Below are 21,062 nucleotides of genomic sequence, written 5' to 3' on the forward strand. Positions count from 1 at the left end.
GTTCTGGCAAGCGCGGGTGCAGTCTGTTTTCACGCAATTGCGGCCGCAAAACCGCTACGCACTTTTGCTGGAATGGCTCTGGTGGCATAGTGGGCAAGAGGACAAAAAAATACCTCGCCGGCCAATAGGTCAGTATTGCTGACCTGTCGATCTTTCTGTAAAGAAAGACGATAGAAAATTGAAATAAGAGGAAACATCCGTGCTTGATTGGGAACATATCTTTGCGACGCGCTCCAGTCGCATGCGTGCGTCCGAAATCCGTGAGCTCCTGAAGCTGCTCGAGCGTCCCGACATCATCTCCTTCGCAGGCGGCATTCCCGACCCGGCGCTCTTTCCCGATCAGGAATTCAAGCAGGCCTATTCGGATATCTTTTCCGGCCCCCAGGTGAATGCCGCGCTCCAGTATTCGGTGAGCGAGGGCTACAAGCCGCTGCGCGAATGGCTGGTCGGCGAGATGGCCAAGATCGGCATCCCTTGCGCGGTCGAAAACGTCTTCATCACGTCGGGCTCGCAGCAGGCGCTGGATTATCTCGGCAAGCTCTTCCTATCGCCGAAGGATACCGCGCTCGTCACTTGGCCGACCTATCTCGGCGCACTGCAGGCTTTCAACGCCTACGAGCCGACTTATGACCAGCTTTCCTTCGGCAACCGCACGCCGGCCGCGTATCAGGAGGCTGCGGCCAAAGCAGGCGGCGCGGTGAAGTTCGCCTATCTCTCGGCCGATTTCGCCAATCCGACCGGCGAGACGGTGGATCGGGCAGGGCGCGAAAAGCTGCTCGGCCTTGCCGATGAGCTCGACATCGCGGTCATCGAGGATGCGGCCTACCAGTCGCTGCGCTACGATGGCGAAGCGGTCCCGCCGATCCTGGCGCTCGACATCGCCCGCAAGGGCGGCATCGAGAACACCCGCACCATCTATTGCGGAAGCTTCTCCAAGACCCTTGCTCCCGGTCTTCGCGTCGGCTTCGTGGTCGCCGCCATGCCGGTCATCCGCAAGCTGGTGCTGATGAAGCAGGCGGCCGACCTGCATTCCTCGACCATCAACCAGATCGCCATCGAACATGTCGCGACGCGCGGCTTCGACGCGCAGGTGGCCAAGATCAAGACAGCCTACAGCGCCCGCCGTGACGCCATGCTGGCCGCGCTCGCCAAGTACATGCCGAAGGGCACGAGCTGGACGAAGCCGGAAGGCGGCATGTTCGTCTGGGTCACCGTTCCGGCGGGCCTCGACGGCGCCGAGCTTCTCGCCCGCTCGATCGAGACGGAGAAGGTCGCTTTCGTGCCGGGCCAGGCCTTCTTCGCCGACCGCTCGGGCGCGAATACCCTGCGGCTCTCCTTCTCCTGCGCCGACGAGGCGATGATCGAGGAAGGCATCCAGCGGCTCGGCCGCCTCATCGGCAACGCGCTTTCCGCCGCCGCTGCCTGATCAGGTCGCTTACAAAGTTCAAAGCCCTGTCTCCACTCGGTGACGGGGCTTTTTTATTGCGGATAGTCTTTCTGCGGGGCTGGTCGCGACTGTCACATACCTGTCAGATCGATCGTGTTTAAGCGGTTATCCATTCAGAAGGACTGCTCAGATGAAAAAGCTTCTCTCCGCCTTCACCGCGCTCGTCGCGCTTGGCCTTGTCGCGGGTGCCGCGCAAGCCGCCGACCTCGTGCTCTACACCAGCCAGCCGAACGAGGATGCCCAGGCGACCGTCGATGGCTTCAAGGCCGCCAACCCGGATATCGACGTCGAATGGGTTCGCGACGGCACGCCGCAGATCATGGCGAAGCTGAATGCGGAGATCCAGGCCGGCAACCCGATGGCCGACGTTCTGCTGATCGCCGATACCGTCACGCTGGAACGCATGAAGCAGGCTGGCCAGCTTCTCGCCTACAAGTCGCCGGAAGCCGCCAATTTCGACGCTGCTCTCTATGACGCCGACGGCTACTACCATTCCACCAAGCTCATCACCACCGGCATCATGTACAACACCCAGGCCGGCATGAAGCCGACGAGCTGGGCCGATCTCGCCAAGCCGGAAGCCAAGGGCCTGGTCGCTATGCCGAGCCCGCTCGCTTCGGGTGCTGCGCTCATCCACGCCCAGACGCTTGCCGGTGTCGACGGCCTCGGCTGGGATTATTACAAGCAGCTCAAGGATAACGGCGCCGTCGCTGCCGGCGGCAATGGCGGCGTGCTGAAGGCGGTCGCATCGGGCGAGAAAGCTTATGGGGTGGTCGTCGACTACCTGCCGATCCGCGAGAAGGCGAAGGGCGCGCCGGTGGAGTTCGTCTTCCCGACGGAGGGCGTCTCGGCCGTTACCGAGCCCGCGGCGATCCTTTCCTCCACCAAGCATGCCGATGCCGCCAGGAAGTTCATCGACTATCTGCTGTCGGAAAACGGCCAGAAGATCGCCGCCAAGCTCGGCTACATCCCGGCCCGCAACGGCATCGATCTGCCGGCCGGCTATCCCGCCCGCGAAGAGATCAAGGTATTGCCGATCAACGCGGCCGAAGCTCTCAAGGCTTCCGAAGAGGATGTGAAGACCTTTTCGGATATCTTCGGCATCAAGGGCTGATATAGAGAGCGCATGACGCGATCCGGAAATCCGGGAAACAGCCAGCCGCGCTGGCTGTTTCCTTTTGTCGTCACCGTCGTCTTCTTCCTGAGCGTGCTGCCGCTCGGCAGGCTGGCGGCGACGGGGCTTGCTTCGGCGTTCGAAGGCGGGGCTGCGAAGCTCTTGTCCGATCCGGCACTCTGGCGGTCGGTTTACGATACGCTCGTCACGTCCTTCCTCGGCATGATCGCCGCGGTGATCCTCGGCGGCGGTTTCGCGCTCTTGCTGACGCTCTTCGACATTCGGGCGAAGGCGCTGCTCGGTTTCCTCTTCATGCTGCCGATGATGATCCCGCCGCAGGTGACGGCGCTCTCCTGGATCGGCATGACGGGGCCTTCGAGCGCGCTTCTGAAGGCGCTGGGGCTCGCGCCGCCGCTCGGCAGCCCACAGCCGCTCTATTCGATCGGCGGCATAGCGCTGCTCTTCGGCGTGCAGCATGCGCCGCTCGTCTATCTTTCGCTGCGGGCCGGGCTGCTTGCCCTGCCGCGCGATGCGGTGGAAGCGGCAAGGCTTTCCGGCGCGTCGTCGCGCCGGGTGCTCATCGATATCATCCTGCCGCTGTCGCTGCCGGGGCTCGTGGCCGGTGCGGCGATCGCCTTCGTCTCGGGCGTCGGCAATTTCGGCATTCCGGCGATCCTCGGTATCCCCGCCTCGATCTACACGCTGCCGGTGCTGATCTATTCGAAATTCGCAAGCTTCGGTCCCGGCACCTTCGGCGACGTATCGCTCATCTCCGCGCTGATCGCGATTATCTCGATCATCGGACTTTCCGTGGAAAGCCGGGTTCTCAAGGGGAGGGATTATCGCGTGATCGGCCTTTCCGGGCAGGTCGCGGTTTTCCGGCTGGGCGGCTGGCGGGTGTTTGCCGAAGCGCTGCTCTGGCTCGTCATCCTGTTGATCCTGGTGATGCCGCTGACGGCGCTCGTCGCAAGTTCCTTGGCACCGGCCTATGGCGTGCCGCTGAGCGCCAAGACCGTGACCATCCACGCCTACGAGGAAATCCTCTTCCGTCAGTCGGTGACGCGCACCGCGTTTTCCAATTCCATTTTTCTCTCCGTTTCGACCGCTTTCGGTCTCCTGGCGGTGACGGTGCTGACCGGCTATTTCCTCGTGCGCACGAAGAGCCGGCTTGCCGGCCTCATCACCGCGCTTGCGGAAATTCCCTACGCGCTTCCGGGCATCGTGCTGGCCGTCGCCTTCATCCTGCTCTTCGCCGCGCCGATCCCGATCCTTCGCATCTCCATCTACGGCACGATCTGGATCATCCTGATCGCCTACTTCTCCAGTTTCTTCGCCGTCAGCCTGAAGCCGGTGGTCAGCGCCTTCCGCCAGCTCGATCCGTCGCTGGAAGAGGCTGCACGGCTTTCCGGCGCCGGCTTCGGACGAAGGCTCGCGGATATCCTCGTGCCGCTGGTGGCGCCCGCCGCCGGCGCCTCGGTGATCCTCGTCTTCCTGATCGCCTGCAACGAACTGACCATCTCCGCGCTGCTCTGGTCGGCGGGCACGCAGACGCTCGGCGTGGCGATCTACAATCTCGATGACAGCGGCAGTTTCAATCTCGCCTCCGCTCTGTCCGTCCTCGTGGTGGTCATGGTCGTCGCCATGATGATCGCGCTGGAGCTGATGGCGAAACGACTGCCGAAGGGAGTGGTGCCTTGGCGAAGCTGATCCTCAATCGTGTCTCCAAGGCCTTCGGCTCGGGAAAACCGGCCGTGAACGATCTGTCGCTGACCGTGCGAGAAGGCGGCTTCCTGGCGCTGCTTGGCCCCTCCGGCTGCGGCAAGACGACGGTGCTGAGGATGATCGCCGGTTTCGAGCAGCCGACCGATGGCTCCATCCTGCTCGGCGAGCGGGTGCTCGCGGATGCCGGGGAGATGATTCCGCCGGAAAGCCGCAACATGGCGATGGTCTTCCAGTCCTATGCGCTCTGGCCGCATATGAGCGTCGCCGACAATGTCGGCTATCCGCTCAAGGTGCGCGGCATTTCCGGCGAGAGGCGGCAGAAGAAGATCGGCGAGGCGCTTGCCGCCGTTCGCCTGGAAAACTTCGCGGACCGCCGGCCGGCCGATCTTTCCGGCGGTCAGCGGCAGCGCGTGGCGCTGGCCCGCTGCCTTGTCACCGAGCCGGATGTCGTGCTTCTCGACGAGCCGCTCGCCAATCTCGACCGGCATCTGCGCCAGGAGATGGAGGAGACCTTCCGGGAATTCCACGCCCGCTCGGGCGCGACGATGATCTATGTCACGCATGATCAGGGCGAGGCCATGGCGCTCGCCACCGATGTCGCGGTGATGTCGGAGGGGCGGCTGCTGCAGGTAGCCTCGCCGGAGGAGATTTATGCCAGGCCGGAAGGCCGCCTCGTCGGCGCGCTGGTGGGGCAGGGAGCCATCCTCTCGCTGCCGTCACTGGCCGGTGACAACCGGCGTCTGGACTGGAGCGGCCTCCAGCTACTCTTCGATCCCGCCGGGACGAATACGGCGCATGCCGACATTCTTGTGAGGCCGCAGGATATCGCGGTGGCGGGCGGGGGGATCGAGGCCCGCGTCGTCTCCGTGCTCTTCGAAGGTGAGCGCTACGCCTTGCGGCTCGTCCTGCCGGACGGGCAGATGCTCCGGGCTTTCAGCCGCGATCCGGTGAAGGCGGGCGATGTCCTGCCGATCGTCATCCGCTCCGCTTGGAGATTGTAGCCAGCTTCGGCCCGCATGGTTATGGTGCCGTCGAAACAGGAGGATTCCGCTTCATGTCGCTGCGCCTCGGCACCTTCAATATCGAAAACCTCATGACCCGTTTCGATTTCTCCGGCTGGCGAAACCAGCTCCGGCAGGATCGGGTGCTGAGGCTCTACGACGTGCAGGACAAGGTCGTCTATCAGCAGCTCGAACAGGCGCGGCTGATCGCCGAGACCGACGACACCCGCCAGCTTTCGGCGCTCGCGATTGCGGAAGCCGATGCCGATATCCTCTGCCTGCAGGAAGTGGACAACATGCCCGCTCTTCAGGCCTTTGAATACGGTTACCTCTATCGCATGGTCGGCAACGGCTATCGCCAGAAATATCTCGTCGAGGGCAATGATTCGCGCGGCATAGATGTCGCGGTGCTGATGCGGGAGGAAACGCGGACGGGCGAGAAGATCGAGGTCGTCGACGTGCGAAGCCACGCCATGCTGACCTATCATGATCTCGGCTTCTTCAATGACGAACTGGCGCTCACCAACGATCCCTACGACAAGATCTTCAAGCGCGACTGCCTGGAACTGGAACTCAAGATCGGCGGCAAGCCCTTCTCGCTCTATGTTGTGCACTTCAAATCCATGGGCAATGCCCGCGATGGAACCGATGGCCGCACCGGAACCATGGCGATCCGCACCGCGGAGGCCAGGGCCGTCCGCCACATTATCGAGCGTCAGTTCGGCAAGGGGCGCACGGCGGACAAGAATTTCGCCATCTGCGGCGACATGAACGATTACCAGGAAAAGGTGCAGGTGATCGGCACGCGCAGGCTCGGCTACCGCTTCGAGCCGGTGCGGGAGGAGGCGAGCGCGCTCGACGTCTTCAGCCATGACGGTTTTGCTGAAAACCCCGTGGAGCGCCGCGACGTCATGGACCGGTGGACGCTCTATCATGCACGCGGACCGGAGGAGCAGCACCTCTGCCAGCTCGATTATATCTGGCTTTCACCGACGCTCGCGCGCCGCAGCGCGGAGCGCATTCCGGAAATCATCCGCGGCGGGCAGCCCTACCGCACGGTCTTCCCGCCTGGCCAGGAGGTGGAGCGCTTCCCCCGCATCGGTTGGGACCGTCCCAAGGCCTCCGACCATTGCCCCGTCGTGATGGAACTGGATCTCGAATGAATATCGAATTTTCCGATGATTTCGCCGGCTGGCCGCCGGAGCAGACCATCTTCCCGGTGGGCCAAGCGGAATTGCAGGTCCTGCCGGGCGATCATCCCCTCTATCTCGCGGAGCGGGAGGCCATCGCCGCAAACTGGGAAAAGGAAATCGCCGCCAATCCGGCGCTCTTCGACGGCCGTATGGTTCTTCACCGGAAGGTTTCGCTGACGCCCGAAGGCTTCCGCAGCGAGGGGCACGTCATTCCCTATTCCGCTTTCCTCTGGTGGCGCAAGCAGGCGAGCCGCGCCGGCGGTATCCACGTTTTCGGCTACCCCGTTCTCGAAAGTTCGGACGGTGCGCTCATCGCCATCCGCATGGGCGAGCATACCGCCAATCCGGGCCTCGTCTATTTCGCCTGCGGTTCCATGGAGCCCGAGGACATCGTCGATGGCCATTGCGACGTGGACGGCAATATGCGGCGGGAGGTGCTGGAGGAGACTGGCCTCGACCTCAGACAGGCAGAAACGGCCGAAGGCTATAACGTCTGCCGCTACCGCCGGGCGATCACCCTGTTCCGGCTGTTCCGGTTCGAACTGACGGCGGACGAGATGATCTCCCGCATAGAGCGGCATATCGAGGTGGCGGAGGAGAAGGAGATCGCTGCGGCTGTCGCCATCCGATCCGCCGATCGCGCCGCCCATCCGTACCATGTCGCCATGCTGCCGGTGCTCGATTGGTATTTCGGTGGGGGCAGCGGATCGTGACGCCTTGCGCTGGCCGATCTGCTCGGGCAGTTTGGCGCCAAGGGTAAATGAGGAGGTTCGTTTGGCGCGGCGCTACGGCATCTACGACGTCTTCACGGACAAGAGGCTTTCGGGCAACCCGCTTGCCGTGGTCTTCGACGGCGACGGCCTAGACGACCAGGCCATGCAGGCGCTTGCCAGGGAAATGAACCTTTCCGAGACGGTCTTCGTCCAAAAGGCGGAAAATCCTGCCTATGCGGCGAAGCTGCGCATTTTTACGCCTGCCCGAGAGCTTCCCTTCGCAGGCCACCCGACCGTCGGCACGGCGGTCGCCCTTGCCGGGCGCAATCATGTGGCGGCGGCTGGCAATGTGGATATCGTCTGCGTGCTGGAGGAAAATGTCGGGCCGGTGCGCTGCGCCGTCCGGCTGCGGGAAGGGGAAGCCGGCTTTGCCGAGTTCGACCTTCCGAAGAAGCCGGTGCGCATCAACCTGCCGCTCGACCGGCAAGGGATCGCCGATGCGCTGAGCGTCAAACTCGCGGATATCGGCTTCGAGAATCACGTCGCCTCCATCTGGAGTGCCGGCGTGCCCTTCCTTATGGTGCCGCTGCACAATTTGGCCGCCGTGCAGGAAATGGAGTTCGATACGATGCTGTGGGAAAAGGCCGCTCCCTTCGTGGAGGGCGGGCTCGCCTCGGCTTACGTCTATTGCCGCGGCGGCGTGCATCATCAGGCGAAATTCCATGCCCGCATGTTCTCGCCCGACATGGGGATTGCCGAAGATCCCGCAACGGGGGCGGCGGTCGCGGCACTTTCAGGCACGATCCAGCATTTCGACGCGCTTCCGGAAGGGCATCATCCGGTTCTGGTGGAGCAGGGGGTGGAGATGGGCCGTCCCTCCTATATCCATCTGCATATCGACGTGAAGGAAGGCGAGATTGCCAGAGCCAGGATCGGGGGCCAGGCGGTGCCGCTGGCGGAAGGCACGCTTCACATCTGACCTCGCTGATCTCATGCGACATCCCGACCGAAGCAGGGACGCGGGAAAACCGCCGGCTTTCGCACGGAAGCCGGCGGCTGAAGGCATATGGCTTTCGACACCGTTACGGCTGCGTATTGCCGCCCGTCGACGGAGTAGCCGGAGCCGGGCTGCCTGCAGGCGGTGCGCCAGGAGTTGCCGGAGCCGGTGAAGGCGTGGCGGGCTCACTGGTGGCCGGCGGCGGTGTCGTGGACGACGTGGTTGCCGGGTCCGTGGGCGAGTTGCCCATCTGCGACCATATGAAGGCACCGACCAGGATGACCGCAATCACGGCAATCCAGGCACCCCACATGGAACGACGCGGAGATTCCGGAGTCGTCCGGAGATCTGGCTTGTTGTCATACGGGTCCATAGTCATGTTCACTTCCTCCTTGTCCTCCCACACAATGCTCGTTCGGGGAATTTGTTCCACCACGTAAGGATGTGGCCGCCGGAAGGCGGGTCACCGCTCGGACGGGCTCTCGTGTTTGCCGACCCTTGAGAGTACCCAGCCGCCGGCAAGCATGAGGGCGCCCCAGGCCAGGAAGCCCATATCCCAATAGATCCATTGTTCGCGCGGCACCGTCTCGTTCACGTGGTGAAGGCCGAGGATCTGATGATTGATCAGGCCTTCGACGAGGTTGAACAGGCCGAAACCCATCAGCATCGAGCCGACCAGCATCTTGCTCGACCAGTAGAGATGCCTGCGATGCGCCGAACGCCAGAGGATCACCAGCCCGATCACCACGAAAATGTAAGTACAGATGTGGAAGAGGCCGTCGAGCAGGATGTTGAGCCTCAGGTTTTCGACACTGTCGGCGGAATATCCCGCGCTTGTCGCCATATGGTGCCATTGGAGGACCTGATGCAGGACGATCCCATCGAAGAATCCGCCGAGACCAAGCCCGAAGAAAATGCCAGCCGCGGTCGGAAACCGGGCTCCAGACCGGGAAGAATCGGTTCGTTGGTCAACCATGGGCGGCAAACATCTGCGGACGCAAATTGTTCCTGCATCGGAATGGCGGCGCACGAATGCCACGCCCGCGATCTGCTATGAGCGAGCAGCCGGCCCTGAAAAGCGGGGGCCGAATCGCATCCTACGAGTGATCCGGCGGCTCTTCGCTACCCGCTCTCTCGTGGCAGAGTTCCTGATACACATCGATCCAGAAGGCTGCCTGATCGAGCGATCCGGTGCGCTCGGCGACCAATGCGCGCGTGAGCGTTTCCGACCCCGCCAAATCTCCGTAGATACTCAGGGCGGCGAGAGCTTGATGCACCGTCATGGAACAAGCGCCTCCGACCGTATCGCTGGGTAATTTGCCATCATTACGCATAAGGTCTGCTAGCACGGCGCCTTCGCATTGTCACATCGTACACATGTACGAGGACCCTTGCTTGCTTACAATGCAACCGTTACGTTTCGGCCATAAAGTTGGGGCGCAGGCGATGACGGTAGATGATAGCGAGACCCTCATATACGAAAAGGCGTTTGCGGCAATAAAGTCGGCGGCCAATGTCGGGGCGGCGATCGCGGCGCTTCGGGACTGCTATGAGGAGGTCGCGCATGTGACCTATCATCATGCACAGACGATTGCGCGCGGGACGGCAGTCGACGCACCCTTCGTGCGCACGACCTATCCGGATGGCTGGGTCGCGCGTTATCTCCTCAAGGGATATGTCACGATCGATCCGATCGTGCGGGAAGGGCTCCTGCGGCAGCTACCGTTCAGCTGGACCGAGGTTGACGTCGGTCCGGAGTGTTTCGAACTCTTCTCCGATTTCCAGACGAGCGGCCTCAGTCCGAACGGCTACTCGATTCCGGTAATCGACAAGGTATCCAGGCGCGCACTGGTATCGTTCAATGCGCATCCGCATGTGACGGATTGGGAAGGCTATCTGCAACGCCACCAGCAGGACTGGGCGGAGTTGGCGCACACTCTCCACCGCAAGGCGGTGGTGGAGCTCTACGGTGACAAGGATCCCTTCCCGCAGATCAGCCCGCGCGAACTGGAAACGCTCTACTGGATCAGTCAGGGCAAGGAATCCAAAGACATCGCGATCATCCTGGCGATCTCCGAGCATACGGTGCGCACCTATATGCGATCGGTGCGCTTCAAGCTGGATTGCGCCAATCTCTCGCAAGCTGTGGCGAAGGCGATGACGCTGCGTCTCATCCGGGGATAACCCCTCCCACATACGTACGAAGGCCTATGTGTTAGCCTCTACGTGCGAATTTCTGACAACTAAAATTTGAACCATTCTCCGCCCTGTAGACAAACGGGACGGAGTTCAAAATGTTTGTTACGATTCAAGCACATGAATATACGAAATACTCCCATATTCTCGATCAGATGTTCCGCCACCGCAAACGTGTCTTCATCGACACGCTCGGCTGGAACATACCCGCCTCCGGTGACCGCGAGCGGGATATCTATGATGAGCTAAATCCTGTCTACCTCGTCTGGTGCAGCGATGATTTGAGCCGCCTTTACGGTAGCATGCGCCTGATGCCGACAACCGGCCCCACGCTGCTCTACGACCCGTTCCGGGCGACCTTCCCAGCCTCGGTCAACCTGGTGGCTCCCGGCATTTGGGAGGGGACGCGGATGTGCATGGACGAGCAGGCCATTGCTGCCGACCATCCGAACATCGACGCTGGGCGTGCGTTCAGCTTGCTGCTTCTGGCCCTTTGCGAATGCGCGCTCGCTCATGGCGTACACACGATGATTTCCAATTATGAACCGCACCTCAAGCGGGTCTATCGACGCGCCGGGGTGGAGGTCGATGAATTGGGGCGCTCTGACGGGTATGGCCGGCATCCGGTCTGCTGCGGTGCTTTCGAGGTCTCTCAGGGCATCCTTGCGGACATGCGTGAATCGCTGAACGTCGACACGCCACTCTATCGTCGGTCAACACCGGCCCGATCAGTATTGTCGCTGATGTCAGATGCCGCATGAGGCAGGCTGAGGGGCGATTTGGAGCTTTAGTGCTATGAGCATAAGCAATGATAACGATATTGGCGCCAGTATCGCTTCGGACGTACGTTCCGTTTTAAAAAAATCGCGTGCGGCGCGCTATGATATGGTGACTTATTTCTGCGGGTTGATCCTGCAGGAGCTGATGCTCATCAAAGTTGAACGCCTCGAAAAGAAAGAGGATGGGGTTGCATAGATTTTTCCCCTGCGGCTGATGGATAGTTTCAAACAGCCTCCTCTAAGCCGGAGGCTGCTTTGCAGACATGTTGGACCGTCTGCACCTGGTGGACCGAATAACTTTTCGTACTGAGTTTTGTCGGGGCGTCGCCTGATGGCATGTGGAAAGGCACGAGGACGGGCTTCCAATCCGTTGAAAGCACGCTTGAACGTCTGTCTCTAACCTGTTGAAATGATGGTGGGTGATGTAGGGCTCGAACCTACGACCCGCTGATTAAGAGTCAGCTGCTCTACCAACTGAGCTAATCACCCAAGATCCATCGTCGGCGGCCAGGTGGCGCCGGCGGTGTGAGGGGGCGTATAAAGTGGAACGATCGGCTTGTCCAGCGTCATTGCGAAAATTTCGTGAAATTTTCGGGACGCTTCATTCCGCGCCCGCCACCCTTGTCCGCCGCGCCTCCAGAGTGCGGAAGGCGAGGGCGAGCGCAAAGCCTATAACCGCCGTGAAGGCGACGAAGAAGGGGGCCGCGGACCATCCATGGGCGGCCACGATCGAGCCAACCAGAAGCGGCCCGGCGCATTGCCCGATATTGGAACCCTGCATCACGAAGCCGCTCATGGTCCCCACGAGATCCGGGCGCGGTGAGTAGACCGGAAGCGCCCCCATCAATGTCGCGGGCAGGAGCCCGCCCGAGACGGCATAGACGACGGCGGCTCCATATCGCAGGCTTAAAGGTAAGCCGCCGCTGAAGACGGCGAAGGCCATCAGCGTGAGGATGACGCAAGGGCCGGCGATAAGCAGCCAGCGGGCGATGCCCAGCCTGGCGAGAAAGCCGCCGAGCACATTGCCGCCCGCATTGGCGAGAACGGCAAGCGCCGTCATTACCGAGGCAAGCGTCAGCGCCAGTCCCATGTCCTCGATCAGCATGGTCGGCAGAAAGCCGAAGACGGACATGAAGCTCGAGCTGTAGGTCGCGAAGATGCCGGCCAGCAGCCAGGAGGCCGGTTGGCCCGCGGTGAGGCGCAAACCCGTCACCAGCGAAGCGGACGAGGCCGTGGGCGCGGCGCGCGTTGACGAGCCGGTCGCAGCGAGCGCCGCCAGCGGCACGAGACAGGCAAGCGTGGCGGCAACCCATGAGCCGCGCCAGCCGAAGGCGGGAAGAGTGAACGGCGAGGCAAGCATCATCACGGCGACGCCCATGGGCAGCCAGACACCCCATATGGCGAAGGCGACGGCCCGATCGGAAGGTGCCGTAACCGAGGCGATCAGGCCGGGTGCGGCCACCACCGTCATGATGAGCCCGACGCTTTCGACCGCGCGGCTTGCGAAGACCACCGCTTCGGAAGAGGTGAGGGCGCCGGCAAGACTTCCGGCCGCCAGAAAAAGGAGGCCGAGAATCATAGAACGACGATGGTTGAGCTGATCTGTGAGGCGGCCGATGAATAGCCCGCAGACGGCGCCGATGGCGCTCACCAGGCCCATCAGCCAGCCGGCGGCGGCCAGGTCCATGCCGAGCTCCGCGCGCAGCAAGGGGAGCGCCGGCGGCACCTTGCCGATATGCAAGGCCGCCGCGATCCCGGCAAGAACGGCGATCGCGACCTGTCCCCATCGCGTCATGACGATGTGCCCTCCCAAGCTTTGCTCCTCAGCCGAGGCATATCACCCGAAGGCGAGTCGCGGCATAAATTCGTGGGGCCGGCCCATAAATTCTCCGGCGGTTTTCTGGCGGTCATGCGGACGACTTATTTGCCTGTTTTCACCGGCGAAGCTATTTGATTGATGTCGCTTTCGACTCGCAATCCGGGAAATTCATCCGTGTCCATTTCAGAAAAAGACTACGCCGCCTTCCTGTTCGACATGGACGGCACGATCCTCAATTCGCTTGCCGCAGCCGAACGTGTCTGGGGCCGATGGGCGGCGGCGAACGGCCTGGACGTGGAAAAATTCCTGCCGACCATGCACGGCAAGCGCGGCATCGATACCATTACGGCGCTCGATCTGCCGGGGATCGACCCGCAGGCGGAAGCCGACCTCATCCTTCGCGGGGAGATCGAGGACGTCGAGGGCGTGGTACCGATCCCCGGCGCCGTCGAGTTCCTGGCCGCTTTGCCGCCGGAAAAATGGGCGATCGTCACCTCCTCGCCGATCGAGCTTGCCAAGCGGCGGCTTGCGGCGGCCGGCATTCCCGAGCCGCGCTTCATGGTGACGGCCGAGGATGTCGCGGTGGGTAAGCCCAATCCGCAATGCTATATCCTGGGCGCCGAGCGCCTGGGGATCGATCCGGCGCAAGCGCTGGTCTTCGAGGATGTGCTGGCGGGCGTAGAGGCCGGCGAAGCCGCCGGCGCCGATGTCATGGTCATCACCGCGACGCACGCCCATCCGATCGAAACCGCTCACCCGAAGCTCATGGATTATCGGGCGGTGGTGCCGCACATTTCGGAAAATGGCCGCCTCTCCGTGAGGCCGAAGCGCTGAAACGCTCTAGGTGGCCTGACGCGCGCTTCGCATGATGCCGACGGTCGCGAGCCACAGCACCACGCCGAGCGCGAGCAGGCAGGCGGCGATCAGGTATTGAACCGGATCGCGCCCCGTCCATGGACCGGCCAGGAACGCACAGGAGATGGCGCCCAGCACCGGCAGGATGGTCGGCGTGCGGAAGTGTTGATGTTCGACCTTGTCCTTGCGCAGCACGAGCACCGCGATGTTCACCACCGTGAAGACGCAGAGCAGCAGCAGCGCCGTCGTGCCGCCGAGCGCGGGAACGCTGCCGGCAAAGGTGATCAGCGCAAAGGCGAGCGCGGTGGTGAAGAGGATCGCCACGAAGGGCGTGCGGCGGGTCGCATGGACCTTGCCGAGGGATGCGGGCAATACCGCTTCGCGGCTCATGCCATAGATCAGCCGGCTCGCCATCATCATGTTGATGAGCGCCGAGTTTGCCACGGCGAACATGGTGATGATGCCGAAAATGCCGAGCGGGAAGGCGGGCGCGCCGGCCTGGACGACTTTCAGGAGCGGCGTGTCGCCTTCACCCAGTTCCGCGGCGGGAACGAGCGCAATGGCGGAGATCGAAACCAGCACGTAGATCAGGCCGGTGATGACAAGGCCGGAAAGCAGGACCTTCGGGAACATGCGGCTCGGTTCCTTGCATTCCTCCGCCATGTTGACGGAATCCTCGAAGCCCACCATCGCGAAGAAGGCGAGCGTCGTCGCCCCGATCACAGACCAGAAGACGCCGCGGTCGCCGGCGGGCTGGAAATCCCAGGCCCGCGAAATATCGCCCTGGCCAGCCGAGATGGCCCACAGGCCAATGGCGATAATGATCAGAAGGCCGGTAAGCTCCACGACCGTCAGCAGCACGTTGGTCATGACGCTTTCGGTCACGCCCCGGAAATTGATGACCCCTACCAGCGCTATGAAGCAGAGCGCGACGAGGGTGACCCCGTAGGCGCCGAAATCGAAACCGAAGGCAGAGGAGAAGTTTGCCGCAAAGGCGCGGGATGCGGTGGAGGCCGATGTGATACCGGACGACATTACCGCGAAGGCGACCAGAAACGTCAGAAAATGGATGCCGAATGCCTTGTGGGTGTAGAGGGCGGCTCCGGCCGCGCGGGGATATTTCGTCACCAGTTCGAGGTAGCTGAAGGCGGTGAGCAGAGCCACGACGAAAGCGACCACGAAAGGCAGCCAGACCACGCCGCCCACCTGCGCCGCCACCTGGCCGGTCAGCGCGTAGATGCCCGTGCCGAGGATATCTCCGACGATGAACAGGAGGAGCAGGCCCGGCCCCATGACCCGCTTCAGTTCGGTTCTTTCTTCTCCCACTTTCGCCGTATGTTTCATGCCATCCTCCTGAAATACGGTGCGTGCAGGGCGTCAGATGAGAACTAGCGCGGCCGGACGGGAAGAAAAGTACGAGCGTTTCAAAGTCCTTGGCAGGCCGGGGCGAGCCGGTCCGGTGAGCTGCACGACCCGTCATCACGCCTCGAATACGCGGCCGTTCGCCCGCGAAACGGCTGAAATATGTGCTCGCATGGCAGACCCCTCCTTTCCCGTTTTTCAAATCGTCCCGCGAAAAACATTGCATCTAATGCAATATTGCAGTAGGTATAGCTATGCCGGTTGGAAGAAATCGCGACGGTGGGCCGAATTCCTGCCTTGGAATCGCCACGTCCCCGGAGCGATGTTCGCCCGCCAATTGGATTCGTATTTCAAAAGCCGGGGACATAGCGATGACGGCCGATATCGCACTATCTGATTTCCTGCATTTCTTTCGGTCCTGGATCAGCCATCCGCTGCGGGTGGCGGCGGTGACGCCGTCGGGCAATCCGCTTGCCCGCCTGATGACCCAGGAGATCGCTCCGATCGACGGACCGATCATCGAGCTCGGTCCGGGAACCGGTGTCTTCACGCGCGCGCTTCTTTCGCGCGGCGTCGCCGAATCCGATTTGACGCTGGTGGAATTCGGCCCGGAATTCATCGATGGCCTGCGCTCGCGGTTTCCCCAGGCGCATGTCCTGCAGATGGATGCGGCCCGGCTCGGCAGGGCCGGTATCTTCGAGGGGCAGCCGGTCGGCGCGGTGGTGAGCGGTCTGCCGCTCCTGTCCATGTCGCCACGCAAGGTCACCGCTATTCTCGCCAGTTCCTTCGCCTATATGCGTCCGGGCGGCTCCTTCTACCAGTTCACCTACGGGCCGCGTTGCCCCGTGCCGCGGCCGATCCTCGATCGCTTGGGGCTCAAGGCCACCCATATCGGCGGCACGATGCGCAATCTTCCGCCCGCCGCGGTCTACCGGATCTCCCGACGCAAGCCGCTCGAACTCTCGCGGGAACGCTTCAAACCGGATGACTGAGAAAAAACCGAGAGAAGCGGCGGAGGGCCGGCGCGAACGCAAGCGCCGCCAGACGCGGGAGCGTATCCAGCAGGCGGCGATGACGCTCTTTCTTGAAAGAGGGTTCGAGGAAACGACGGTCGAGGATATCGCGGAAGCCGCCGATGTCTCCAAGCGCAGCTTCTTCGATTACTTTCCCTCGAAGGAAGACGTGGTCTTCGCCTGGCAGGATACTTTCGCGCAGCATCTCATGAACGCGATCGCCAAGCGCCCTCCGGAAGAGCCCGCGGTGAGCGTGGTCAGGCATGCCTTGCTCGACACCGTAGTCGCGGCCGCCGACCAGCGCGCGCTTGCGATCGGCGATCTCATCAACAGGACGCCGGCGCTCAAGGCGCGCGACCAGCTCAAATACGCCAAGCTGGAGCAGAAGCTTGCCGAGGCGCTGGAGGCCCGCGCCCGTTCGAAGGAGGAGCGGGACCGCATGCGCCTGCTGGCCGCGGTCGTCATCGGCATGCTGCGCATCGGTGCGGAGCGCTGGAAGGATGAGCCGAAGGGCGCTTCCTTCGAGGCGTTTTCCCATACGCTTTTCAACGATCTCTGGAAGATGCTTGCCGATCTCGGAGGGGAAGCCCGAGGCTGACTACCAGTTGGGCTAAGCCATGACGCCCGCCGTCGCGAAGGCGAGCGCCAGATAGCGCGCCAGCTTGCCGATGAAAACGAGCAGGAGAAAGCTCCAGAGCGGCTCCTTCAGCACGCCGGCGACCACCGTGATCGCATCGCCGCCGACCGGCAGCCAGGCAAGGAGCAGCGACCATTTTCCATATTTGCGGTACCAGCGCTCGGCGCGCTCGAGCTGTGCCGGCGTTGCGGGAAACCAGCGGCTGCCGCGGAAACGCTCGATGCCGCGCCCGAGCAGCCAGTTGACCGCCGAGCCGAGTGTGTTGCCGACGGAGGCGACGGCGATGAGTCCCGGCACGGAATACTTGCCCGTCAGCATGAGGCCGACGAGGATCGCTTCCGACTGCATCGGAAAGATCGTGGCGGCGATGAAGGCCGCGGCAAACAAGCCCGCATAGGCGGCGAGATCGATCATCGACTCTAACGGCTCTCAAGGAAAAGGGCGGATGAAGCATCCGCCCTTCGGAAGTATCGGTGAGGAAGCTGAACTCACGCCTGGCTCGGACGCTCGCCTTCTTCGATCGCCGGCTGGCCCGCGCTCTCCGCTGCCGCCTTGGCGCGGCGCGTGCGCCAGTCGCCGAGGAAGAGCAGGATCGGAGCGGCGATGAAGACCGACGAGGAAGCCGCGACCACGATGCCGAAGACCATGGGGATGGCGAAGCTCTCGACCGCGCTTCCGCCCCAGATCGCCATGGGCAGCATGGCGAGGAAGGCCGTGACGGACGTGTAGAGGCTTCGTGCCAGCGTTTCGTTGATCGAGCGGTCGATCAGCTCGCGCAGCGGCATCTTCTTGTAGAGCCGCATGTTTTCGCGCATGCGGTCGTAGACGACGACCTTGTCGTTGACCGAGTAGCCGACCAACGTGAGCAGGGCCGCGATGGCCGTGAGGTTGAAGTCGAGGCCGGTCAGCGCGAAGAAGCCGATCGTCTTCGTCACGTCGAGAACGAGCGTTGCGATCGCGCCGACGGCGAAGGGCCATTCGAACCGCGCCCAGATGTAGATGAGCATGGCGAGCGACGCGAGCACGACGGAGAGAATGCCCGCGGTGGCAAGCTCGCCGCTGACCTTCGGGCCGACCACTTCCGTCCGTTCGACCTTGGCTGTCGGATCGATCTTCACGACCTCCGTCTTCAGGTGCTCGACGGCTGCCGTCTGTGCTTCCTCGCCGCCGGGCTGGCGTTCGACGCGCACCAGAAGGCGGTTATGGCCGCCGAATTCCTGCAGCGCCACTTCGCCGAGACCGAGTTCGTTCAGGCCGGAGCGGAAGGCCGCGAGATCGGCTTCGTTCTGGGTGACGACTTCCATCTGGATGCCGCCGCGGAAATCGACGCCGTAATTGAGGCCGGGCGTGATGAAGAGGATGATGGAGGCGACCGAAAGGAACAGCGAGACGCCGAGGCCGATGAAGCGGCCCTTCATGAAGTTGATCTGGGTGCCGTCCGGGATCAGGTTGATCGGCAGAAGCGGCTTGATGTCGATCTTCTTCAGTTTGTAGCGGCCGGCGACGAAGACCATCACGACCCGGACGATCGAAACGGCAGTGAACATCGAGATCGCGATGCCGAGGCCCATGGTCACGGCGAAGCCGCGCACCGGCCCGGAACCGAACCAGAAGAGCAGGACGGTGGCGATGAGCGCCGTCACGTTACTGTCGACGATCGTCGAATAGGCGCGCTTGAAGCCCGCGTCGATCGCCGCGAACGTACTGCGGCCCTTCCTGGTCTCCTCCTTGATGCGCTCGTTGATGAGGACGTTGGCGTCGACGGCCAGGCCGATGCCGAGCACGATACCGGCGATGCCGGGGAGCGTGAGCGTCGCACCGATCAGCGTCAGGCCGGCAAAGGTCAGGATGACGTTGATGAACAGGGCGACGTTGGCGAGAATGCCCCAGGTTCCGTACAGGAAGAACATGAAGCCGACCACCAGCAGGAAGCCGATGAAGCCGGTGAAGATGCCCATTTCGATGGCGTCCGAGCCGAGGTCGGCGCCGACGGTGCGTTCCTCGATGACGGTCAGCTTGGCTGGCAGCGCGCCGGCGCGCAGCAGCGCGGAGAGCGTGTTGGCTTCCTCGACGTTGAAGCCGCCGGAGATCTGGCCAGAGCCGCCGGTGATCGGCGTGCGGATGACCGGTGCGCTCAGCACCTTGTTGTCGAGCACGATCGCAAACGGCCGGCCGACATTCTGCTGGGTGATCTGGGCGAAGCGGTTGGCGCCGGCGGTATCGAATCGGAAGTTGACGACCGGTTCGTTGGTCTGCGGGTCGAAGGCGGCGCGGGCGTCCGTCAGGCGGTCGCCGGAAAGCTCGACGCGATCGAGAACGGGATACTGGTTACCGCCTTCGTCAGAAAGCATGGTCACGCCCGGTTCGCCCTGATTGCCGAGCAGATGGAAGCTCATCTTCGCCGTGGAGCCGAGAAGCTGGCGTAGGCGGGAGGGGTCCTGTTCGCCCGGAAGCTGGACGAGCACGCGGTCGGAGCCGACGCGCTGGATGGTCGGTTCGGCAACGCCTACCTGGTCGACGCGCTGGCGGATGATCTCGAGGCTCTGCTCGACCGCCGCGCTGCCATGGGCGGTGATGCCTGCTTCTGTATAGCCGAGCGTGATGGTGTTGCTGTTCGGCGTGCGGATGTCGAGGTCCGACTGGCCCATGCCCGCGCCGAAGCCGATCGGATTGCCGAGGGTCTGGAGCTGGGTGACGGCCGCGCCGCGCTGCGCGGGATCGCGTAGCGCGATGGTGATGGTGTCGCCGTTGCGGCGGACGCTGGCCGGATCGATGCCGTTATCCCTGAGGACGCGGCGGCTGTCCTGCAGCAGGTTCTGGAGCCGTTCGTTGACGAGGTCGGTGCGGTCGACTTCGAGCACGAGGTGCGAGCCACCGCGCAGGTCGAGGCCGAGCGAGACGCGGCTGTGCGGCAGCCAGCTCGGAATACGCTCGAGCACGGAATTAGGGAGTGCGTTCGGCAGCGCGATCAATACGCCGATCAGGATGATGAAGGCATAGGTCGCCACCAACCAGGGGGAATTTCTCATGGGTCTGTTCCTGCTGGGCCCTGCGGCACGACCTGGCGGCGGCAAGGGCAAAATTCTCGAATAATTTCAAACGCCGAAGCGTTCAAGCGTCAGGCGCGGGCAGGGGGTGCTCTGGGCTGGAAGGCGCGGCCTACGGCCGGCAATGCCGCAGCGGCGGGAAGAGGCAGGGCAAGCGCGGAGCTGCCCGAACGGAATGCCGTCTCGACGGCGCGTGCCTCGAGTGCTCCGTCATGCCCGGTCCAATGGGCCCCGCCGTCCTTCCGGTCGGCGGAAAGCACGGCGCGCAATGGCTCGCGCTTGGTAAGATGCGGGATCTCGGAATTGCCCTCGGCGGCGAGCACGCCGGCTGGAACGCGGACTTCCTTCACGACGCCGGAGATCAGGCCGAAGAAGGCGGCGATCAGCATCGCGGCGGCGAGCACCGGCCATCGCAGCGGGAGGCTTTCCCGCGTCTCTTCGACTTTCGTCCGCGATCTGAGCGGAACTCGCATCATCCGCTTCCTAAACTCCGGAGCGTTTCATTTTCCGGTTCTCGCCCGGAACGAATGCCGCCTTCTACTGGACGGGGTCCCGGCGGTCAATTGCGATAGAGCTTTAGCAACCGATTGCGGCTGCCTCTTGGCGTCGCCCCATCTATCGGTGGATAGGGTCTTTCCACAGCACCTCTTCGGGCTTTTCCACCGGCTCGATGTCGAGATTGACGACCACCGGCTCCTGGCCGGAGCGCATCAGCACGCATTCAAGTGTCTCGTCGCGGCTGGCATTGATCTCCTGGTGCGGCACATAGGGCGGCACGTAGATGAAATCGCCGGGACCGGCTTCCGCCACATATTCCAGATTGTCGCCCCAGCGCATGCGCGCCTTGCCCTTCACCACGTAGATGATGCTTTCGAGGTCGCCGTGATGATGGGCGCCGGTCTTGGCGTTGGCGTGGATCGTGACCGTCCCCGCCCATATCTTTTCGGCTCCGGCTCTCGCATGATTGATCGCGGTCGCGCGGTTCATGCCGGGCGTCTGCGCGGTGTTCGGATCGAGCGAATCGCCGGGAATGACCTTCACGCCATGTTCGCGCCAGTCGATCTCGCCGGGCTTATGGTCGTGGTGGTCGTGATCGCTCATCGTCATGCTTCCGGTTCATCGTTTCGCTGCGGTGGCATGTTCGACGCGCGGATGGCAAAAGTCAAA

General features: G+C 62.9%; 22 protein-coding genes and 1 tRNA gene. 13 read left to right on the forward strand and 10 right to left on the reverse strand.

Annotation, left to right across the window (positions count from 1 at the left end; translation table 11 throughout):
* The first annotated feature begins 199 nt into the window (after positions 1-199).
* The 7 genes from ACE04I_RS04960 to ACE04I_RS04990 all read left to right on the forward strand — a co-directional run bounded on the left by ACE04I_RS04960 (position 200) and on the right by ACE04I_RS04990 (position 8,169).
* Complete coding sequence (locus tag ACE04I_RS04960; RefSeq protein ID WP_046792573.1) at positions 200-1,426, forward strand: aminotransferase-like domain-containing protein; 1,227 nt, start codon at positions 200-202, stop codon at positions 1,424-1,426.
* A 151-nt stretch (positions 1,427-1,577) separates the two neighbouring features.
* On the forward strand, positions 1,578-2,561 hold the full coding sequence (locus tag ACE04I_RS04965; protein WP_046792572.1) for an ABC transporter substrate-binding protein: 984 nt from the start codon (positions 1,578-1,580) through the stop codon (positions 2,559-2,561).
* A gap of 12 nt (positions 2,562-2,573) precedes the next feature.
* Positions 2,574-4,268, forward strand: a complete 1,695-nt coding sequence (locus ACE04I_RS04970) for an ABC transporter permease (protein WP_046792571.1) — start codon at positions 2,574-2,576, stop codon at positions 4,266-4,268.
* On the forward strand, positions 4,256-5,284 hold the full coding sequence (locus ACE04I_RS04975; protein ID WP_487206705.1) for an ABC transporter ATP-binding protein: 1,029 nt from the start codon (positions 4,256-4,258) through the stop codon (positions 5,282-5,284). Before ACE04I_RS04970 ends, ACE04I_RS04975 begins: the two co-directional genes overlap by 13 nt.
* A gap of 53 nt (positions 5,285-5,337) precedes the next feature.
* Entirely contained in the window at positions 5,338-6,447 is a 1,110-nt protein-coding gene (locus ACE04I_RS04980) for an endonuclease/exonuclease/phosphatase family protein (protein WP_487206706.1), read from the forward strand.
* Positions 6,444-7,190 (forward strand): DNA mismatch repair protein MutT, encoded by a 747-nt coding sequence (locus ACE04I_RS04985; protein ID WP_046792568.1) that lies wholly within the window; start codon positions 6,444-6,446, stop codon positions 7,188-7,190. The genes ACE04I_RS04980 and ACE04I_RS04985 overlap by 4 nt, the downstream gene beginning before the upstream one ends.
* Before the next feature lie 61 nt (positions 7,191-7,251).
* Complete coding sequence (locus tag ACE04I_RS04990) at positions 7,252-8,169, forward strand: PhzF family phenazine biosynthesis protein (protein ID WP_046792567.1); 918 nt, start codon at positions 7,252-7,254, stop codon at positions 8,167-8,169.
* A 103-nt stretch (positions 8,170-8,272) separates the two neighbouring features.
* Here the strand turns inward: ACE04I_RS04990 and ACE04I_RS04995 are convergent, their stop codons facing one another.
* The 3 genes from ACE04I_RS04995 to ACE04I_RS05005 form a co-directional block, all read right to left on the reverse strand.
* The gene (locus tag ACE04I_RS04995) at positions 8,273-8,566 is read right to left on the reverse strand and encodes a hypothetical protein (RefSeq protein ID WP_082118213.1); all 294 of its coding nucleotides are present in this window, start codon (positions 8,564-8,566) and stop codon (positions 8,273-8,275) included.
* Positions 8,567-8,650: 84 nt separating this feature from the next.
* On the reverse strand, positions 8,651-9,163 hold the full coding sequence (locus tag ACE04I_RS05000) for a DUF2243 domain-containing protein (protein ID WP_046792566.1): 513 nt from the start codon (positions 9,161-9,163) through the stop codon (positions 8,651-8,653).
* 121 nt (positions 9,164-9,284) lie between these two features.
* On the reverse strand, positions 9,285-9,470 hold the full coding sequence (locus ACE04I_RS05005) for a hypothetical protein (RefSeq protein ID WP_046792565.1): 186 nt from the start codon (positions 9,468-9,470) through the stop codon (positions 9,285-9,287).
* A 163-nt stretch (positions 9,471-9,633) separates the two neighbouring features.
* Between ACE04I_RS05005 and ACE04I_RS05010 the strand changes: the two genes are divergently transcribed.
* From ACE04I_RS05010 to ACE04I_RS05020, 3 genes are all read left to right on the forward strand, one after another.
* Complete coding sequence (locus ACE04I_RS05010) at positions 9,634-10,371, forward strand: helix-turn-helix transcriptional regulator (RefSeq protein WP_487206707.1); 738 nt, start codon at positions 9,634-9,636, stop codon at positions 10,369-10,371.
* Between the two features lie 110 nt (positions 10,372-10,481).
* The gene (locus ACE04I_RS05015; RefSeq protein WP_487206708.1) at positions 10,482-11,144 is read left to right on the forward strand and encodes an acyl-homoserine-lactone synthase; all 663 of its coding nucleotides are present in this window, start codon (positions 10,482-10,484) and stop codon (positions 11,142-11,144) included.
* Between the two features lie 34 nt (positions 11,145-11,178).
* Complete coding sequence (locus tag ACE04I_RS05020) at positions 11,179-11,358, forward strand: hypothetical protein (RefSeq protein ID WP_046792562.1); 180 nt, start codon at positions 11,179-11,181, stop codon at positions 11,356-11,358.
* Between the two features lie 217 nt (positions 11,359-11,575).
* Here ACE04I_RS05020 and ACE04I_RS05025 read toward each other — a convergent pair.
* Together ACE04I_RS05025 and ACE04I_RS05030 are read right to left on the reverse strand one after the other, a co-directional pair.
* Positions 11,576-11,651 (reverse strand) — tRNA-Lys (locus ACE04I_RS05025).
* Positions 11,652-11,763: 112 nt separating this feature from the next.
* A complete protein-coding gene (locus ACE04I_RS05030; RefSeq protein WP_052760330.1) occupies positions 11,764-12,957 on the reverse strand; it encodes an MFS transporter in 1,194 nt (397 codons plus the stop codon).
* Positions 12,958-13,119: 162 nt separating this feature from the next.
* Here ACE04I_RS05030 and ACE04I_RS05035 point away from each other — a divergent pair, with 162 nt between their 5' ends.
* Complete coding sequence (locus tag ACE04I_RS05035; protein WP_046792561.1) at positions 13,120-13,815, forward strand: HAD family hydrolase; 696 nt, start codon at positions 13,120-13,122, stop codon at positions 13,813-13,815.
* A gap of 6 nt (positions 13,816-13,821) precedes the next feature.
* On the opposite strand, the gene ACE04I_RS05040 is transcribed toward ACE04I_RS05035, so the two are convergent.
* The gene (locus tag ACE04I_RS05040) at positions 13,822-15,180 is read right to left on the reverse strand and encodes an APC family permease (RefSeq protein ID WP_046792560.1); all 1,359 of its coding nucleotides are present in this window, start codon (positions 15,178-15,180) and stop codon (positions 13,822-13,824) included.
* Positions 15,181-15,569: 389 nt separating this feature from the next.
* On the opposite strand from ACE04I_RS05040, the gene ACE04I_RS05045 reads away from it, so the two are divergent.
* Both ACE04I_RS05045 and ACE04I_RS05050 read left to right on the forward strand, forming a co-directional pair.
* Positions 15,570-16,190 carry a class I SAM-dependent methyltransferase gene (locus ACE04I_RS05045; RefSeq protein ID WP_046792559.1) on the forward strand — a complete coding sequence of 207 codons (621 nt, stop codon included), beginning with the start codon at positions 15,570-15,572 and terminating at the stop codon, positions 16,188-16,190.
* The gene (locus ACE04I_RS05050; protein WP_046792558.1) at positions 16,183-16,809 is read left to right on the forward strand and encodes a TetR family transcriptional regulator; all 627 of its coding nucleotides are present in this window, start codon (positions 16,183-16,185) and stop codon (positions 16,807-16,809) included. The genes ACE04I_RS05045 and ACE04I_RS05050 overlap by 8 nt, the downstream gene beginning before the upstream one ends.
* Before the next feature lie 12 nt (positions 16,810-16,821).
* On the opposite strand, the gene ACE04I_RS05055 is transcribed toward ACE04I_RS05050, so the two are convergent.
* From ACE04I_RS05055 to ACE04I_RS05070, 4 genes are all read right to left on the reverse strand, one after another.
* The gene (locus ACE04I_RS05055; RefSeq protein WP_046792557.1) at positions 16,822-17,262 is read right to left on the reverse strand and encodes a YqaA family protein; all 441 of its coding nucleotides are present in this window, start codon (positions 17,260-17,262) and stop codon (positions 16,822-16,824) included.
* Between the two features lie 74 nt (positions 17,263-17,336).
* Entirely contained in the window at positions 17,337-19,877 is a 2,541-nt protein-coding gene (secD, locus tag ACE04I_RS05060) for a protein translocase subunit SecD (protein ID WP_046792556.1), read from the reverse strand.
* Positions 19,878-19,966: 89 nt separating this feature from the next.
* Positions 19,967-20,371 carry a hypothetical protein gene (locus ACE04I_RS05065; protein WP_487206709.1) on the reverse strand — a complete coding sequence of 135 codons (405 nt, stop codon included), beginning with the start codon at positions 20,369-20,371 and terminating at the stop codon, positions 19,967-19,969.
* A gap of 139 nt (positions 20,372-20,510) precedes the next feature.
* Entirely contained in the window at positions 20,511-21,002 is a 492-nt protein-coding gene (locus ACE04I_RS05070; RefSeq protein ID WP_487206710.1) for a cupin domain-containing protein, read from the reverse strand.
* Positions 21,003-21,062: the final 60 nt, after the last annotated feature.

Source organism: Rhizobium moroccans, from assembly GCF_057559155.1.

Excerpts from the sequence above, each read along its gene's own strand:
- ACE04I_RS04965 (WP_046792572.1), top strand. The coding sequence starts at position 1,578 with ATGAAAAAGCTTCTCTCCGCCTTCACCGCGCTCGTCGCGCTTGGCCTT.
- ACE04I_RS04970 (WP_046792571.1), top strand. The coding sequence starts at position 2,574 with ATGACGCGATCCGGAAATCCGGGAAACAGCCAGCCGCGCTGGCTGTTT.
- ACE04I_RS04980 (WP_487206706.1), top strand. The coding sequence starts at position 5,338 with ATGTCGCTGCGCCTCGGCACCTTCAATATCGAAAACCTCATGACCCGT.
- ACE04I_RS04985 (WP_046792568.1), top strand. The coding sequence starts at position 6,444 with ATGAATATCGAATTTTCCGATGATTTCGCCGGCTGGCCGCCGGAGCAG.
- ACE04I_RS04995 (WP_082118213.1), bottom strand. The coding sequence starts at position 8,566 with ATGACTATGGACCCGTATGACAACAAGCCAGATCTCCGGACGACTCCG.
- ACE04I_RS05000 (WP_046792566.1), bottom strand. The coding sequence starts at position 9,163 with ATGGTTGACCAACGAACCGATTCTTCCCGGTCTGGAGCCCGGTTTCCG.
- ACE04I_RS05005 (WP_046792565.1), bottom strand. The coding sequence starts at position 9,470 with ATGACGGTGCATCAAGCTCTCGCCGCCCTGAGTATCTACGGAGATTTG.
- ACE04I_RS05010 (WP_487206707.1), top strand. The coding sequence starts at position 9,634 with ATGACGGTAGATGATAGCGAGACCCTCATATACGAAAAGGCGTTTGCG.
- ACE04I_RS05015 (WP_487206708.1), top strand. The coding sequence starts at position 10,482 with ATGTTTGTTACGATTCAAGCACATGAATATACGAAATACTCCCATATT.
- ACE04I_RS05020 (WP_046792562.1), top strand. The coding sequence starts at position 11,179 with ATGAGCATAAGCAATGATAACGATATTGGCGCCAGTATCGCTTCGGAC.
- ACE04I_RS05030 (WP_052760330.1), bottom strand. The coding sequence starts at position 12,957 with ATGACGCGATGGGGACAGGTCGCGATCGCCGTTCTTGCCGGGATCGCG.
- ACE04I_RS05035 (WP_046792561.1), top strand. The coding sequence starts at position 13,120 with ATGTCGCTTTCGACTCGCAATCCGGGAAATTCATCCGTGTCCATTTCA.
- ACE04I_RS05040 (WP_046792560.1), bottom strand. The coding sequence starts at position 15,180 with ATGAAACATACGGCGAAAGTGGGAGAAGAAAGAACCGAACTGAAGCGG.
- ACE04I_RS05045 (WP_046792559.1), top strand. The coding sequence starts at position 15,570 with ATGACGGCCGATATCGCACTATCTGATTTCCTGCATTTCTTTCGGTCC.
- ACE04I_RS05050 (WP_046792558.1), top strand. The coding sequence starts at position 16,183 with ATGACTGAGAAAAAACCGAGAGAAGCGGCGGAGGGCCGGCGCGAACGC.
- ACE04I_RS05055 (WP_046792557.1), bottom strand. The coding sequence starts at position 17,262 with ATGATCGATCTCGCCGCCTATGCGGGCTTGTTTGCCGCGGCCTTCATC.
- secD (WP_046792556.1), bottom strand. The coding sequence starts at position 19,877 with ATGAGAAATTCCCCCTGGTTGGTGGCGACCTATGCCTTCATCATCCTG.
- ACE04I_RS05065 (WP_487206709.1), bottom strand. The coding sequence starts at position 20,371 with ATGATGCGAGTTCCGCTCAGATCGCGGACGAAAGTCGAAGAGACGCGG.
- ACE04I_RS05070 (WP_487206710.1), bottom strand. The coding sequence starts at position 21,002 with ATGACGATGAGCGATCACGACCACCACGACCATAAGCCCGGCGAGATC.